At 35.1% G+C, this 3,268-nt stretch carries 2 protein-coding genes and 1 pseudogene; all 3 read left to right on the top strand.

Going from position 1 to position 3,268, the window contains the following annotated elements:
• Positions 1-258: pseudogene (locus JJE11_RS17000) on the top strand (type II glyceraldehyde-3-phosphate dehydrogenase); the annotation flags it as partial.
• Positions 249-1,511, top strand: coding sequence for a phosphoglycerate kinase (pgk, locus tag JJE11_RS16995; protein WP_291637764.1), 1,263 nt, complete (start codon positions 249-251; stop codon positions 1,509-1,511). The pseudogene JJE11_RS17000 and the gene pgk, both read left to right, overlap by 10 nt.
• A gap of 27 nt (positions 1,512-1,538) precedes the next feature.
• Positions 1,539-2,786, top strand: a complete 1,248-nt coding sequence (gene larA, locus JJE11_RS16990; RefSeq protein ID WP_291637762.1) for a nickel-dependent lactate racemase — start codon at positions 1,539-1,541, stop codon at positions 2,784-2,786.
• Positions 2,787-3,268 lie beyond the last annotated feature (482 nt).

Below are 3,268 nucleotides of genomic sequence, written 5' to 3'. Positions count from 1 at the left end.
TTCCTTGGGAATGCATCACTCTTCAGATATGCAAGAGATCTTGGAAATCCAAGAGGCGACATGTATGAAATTGCTGTTTGGGAAGATTCAATAGTAGAGTCAGGTGATGATATCATGTTTGCTATTAATATACCACAAGAAGCAGTAGTAATACCTGAAAACATAGATGCGATTCGAGCAGCAATGGGAATGCAATCAGATAGATTAGAAGCAGTTGGAAAGACGAATATGTATTTGGGGATGGGAAAATGGCTGTAAAAATAGAATTTGGAATAAAAGGAATGGATGAATTTGATTATAGAGAAAAAACAGTCTTATTAAGACTCGATATTAACTCTACAATTCATCCTGATACAAAGAGGATAATAAGCGAAAATAGAATTAATATGAGCATCCCAACAATTAAATATATTTTGGATCAAAGGGCCAAACTGGTGATTATCGCACATCAAGGAGATACACTGGATTATGTAAACTTAATTCCAATGGAAGAACATGCAGAAAAGCTTTCAAGTAAACTGGGAATAATAGTGAAATATGTTGATGATGTAGCAGGGCCGGCGGCGCAAGAGGCAATCAATAATTTATTGCCTGGGGAAGTTGTTTTACTTGGGAATTTGCGTTATTTAACAGAAGAAGTTTCTACTTTTGAAAATGCAGTTAAGCTTGAGCCTCAGCAGATGTTAAATACTTATTTGATTAGAAATATAGCTCCCCTTGTAGATTATTATGTTAATGATGCTTTTTCAGCAGCACATAGAAATGCACCATCCATGGTTGCATTTCAAGAATTGCTACCTACAGCAGGTGGACTTCTTATGATGAAAGAGTTAACAGCGCTGACAAAGGTGATGGAAGATCCTGATAAACCATCAGTTTTTGTATTAGGTGGAGCTAAGATCTCAGATGCTTTTGCCATGATGAGGCAGGTGCTTGAAAATGGAACTGCAGATAAAATTTTAGCTTCTGGAGTAACAGGGAACATAATGCTTATGGCAAGCGGATATTCTATAGGTAAAATCAATGAGAAATTCATAAAAGATAGATCTTTAGAGGTGTTTGTAAAGCCAGCAAAAGAGTATTTAGCCAAATATCCAGATAAAATCATTTTCCCATCCGATTTGGCTTATGAGAAAGATGGAAAAAGAATAGAAATTGCTATAGCTAGTTTACCAATAGAAGAATCACTACTAGATATTGGGTCTAAGACAATTAAAGAATTTGACAAGGAGATAAATAATGCTGGTACGATTTTTGTAAATGGACCTGCAGGTGTTTATGAAAAAGAGATTTTCGAAAACGGAACTAAAGAAATATGGGAGTCTATTGCCAAATCAAATGGATATTCTGTAATTGGTGGAGGAGATACGGTAAGTGCAGCGCAAAAATTTATAGATTTAAAAGATATAAGTTATGTATGTACAGCCGGAGGTGCCATGGTCCAGTTCTTATCTGGACAAGAAATGCCTTTAATTAAAGCAATGAAAAAAGCGTTTAATAAAGTGTTTTAATGAGAAGTTTCGTGGAGGTGACGTTATATGGAATTTAAATTTGGATTTGGAAAGAGAACAGTGACTTTTAATGTAGAAAAAGATAATTTGATAGGAGAAATCTTACCTAATAAAATAGAAATAGATCTAATGAATGAAGAAGAAGTAAAAAGAGCTATGGAAAACCCAATTGGTTCAAAAGGATTAAAAGAGATAGCATTACTTGGGAAGAAAATAGTCATTATTACTAGTGATATTACTAGACCAATGCCTAGTAAAATGGTACTTCCAGTTGTTTTAAATGAGCTAGCAGATGCTGGGGTACGCGATAGTGATATAACAATTGTTCTTGCTCTAGGGAGTCACAGATCGCATACAGATGATGAAAAAAAATACTTAATAGGTGAAGAGGTATATAACAGAATTAGATGTATAGACAGCAATCCAAATAATTTTAAGCATTTAGGCTTCACAAAACGTGGAACCCCAATAGATGTTTTTACAGAAGTAGCTGAGGCAGATATGAGAATATGCCTTGGAAACATTGAATATCATTATTTTGCTGGATATAGTGGTGGTGCAAAGGCAATTATGCCTGGAGTTTCCACTAGAGCGGCTATTCAAGCAAACCACAGTAGAATGGCTGAGTCAGAAGCTAAAACTGGAAACTTGGATACTAATCCGGTTAGACAGGATTTGGAGGAGGCAATTGAGTACTGTCCTATAGATTTTATTGTAAATGTAGTTTTGGATAAAAAGAAACAAATAATAAAAGCAGTAGCAGGACATTATATCAAGGCTCACAGAGAAGGATGCAAGTTTTTAGATGTAGCTAATAAAATAGTAATAGAAAGTAAAGCAGATATAGTCATTACCACTCCAGGTGGATACCCAAAAGATATTAACATGTATCAGTCTCAAAAAGCATTAGATAATGCAAAACATGCAGTTAAAAAGGGAGGTATTATAATTTTAGTAGCTTCCTGTGTAGAAGGATTAGGTGAAAAGGTATTTGAAAGATGGATGCTTGGAGCAACTTTTCCTGAGAACTTAATAGAGGATATACAAAAGAACTTTGAACTTGGAGGACATAAAGCAGCAGCAATTGCAATGGTTCTACAAGATTCAAAAATATTTTTAGTTTCTGAAATGGAAGCAGAATTTGTAAAAAAAATATTTATGGAACCTTTTAGTGATGTGCAAGATGCAGTAGATAAGGCTTTTGAAGAACAAGGCAAGGATGCTGAAGTTTTGATAATGCCCTTTGGAGGATCTACATTACCAATATTGAGATAATGATAGGCTCAATAAGTTTACTTTTGTCTGAAGAACTTCTACACGAGATAAGGATTTAGAACTAATTAAAAAAGCTGGCATAGCAAATACGCTATATGCCAGCTTTTATTATTAGTCAGTAAATACCCCTTTGGAGGTAACTAAAATTTAAGATACATCCGCAAAAGATTACGGTAAAAAGACGATAAGAAAGAAAGGCTAACTTTTTCGGCATAGTTAGTCATGAAAATACTTTATTCTACTGGTAAAAGTTATGCTAACCTTGAAGAATAACTTATGTTTAGGCCTAATTTTTTGGCTTCAAGAAGTATCCTGTTTTGGGGTACGGCAACCATTCATGATGCGTCCCGACAGGGCGTATATTCTAGCGGGTGGGAATCCTGTCAAGGTAAGATTTAGCAAATCGCGTTGTATCGAGTCTTAGAGATGTTGCGGTAACGTAACATTTTAAGCGTAGACAGAAAGTTAGCGAGGTAGAATTG

Source organism: Clostridium sp., assembly GCF_016650095.1.
Lineage (GTDB): Bacteria > Bacillota > Clostridia > Clostridiales > Clostridiaceae > Clostridium_AD.
Note: the sequence above shows the minus strand (reverse complement) of the source record. Positions and strands in the feature narration are given on the sequence as shown.

What these genes read in the sequence shown, in the direction of transcription:
- larA (WP_291637762.1), top strand. Translation starts at nt 1,539, where the DNA reads ATGGAATTTAAATTTGGATTTGGAAAGAGAACAGTGACTTTTAATGTA.
- pgk (WP_291637764.1), top strand. Translation starts at nt 249, where the DNA reads ATGGCTGTAAAAATAGAATTTGGAATAAAAGGAATGGATGAATTTGAT.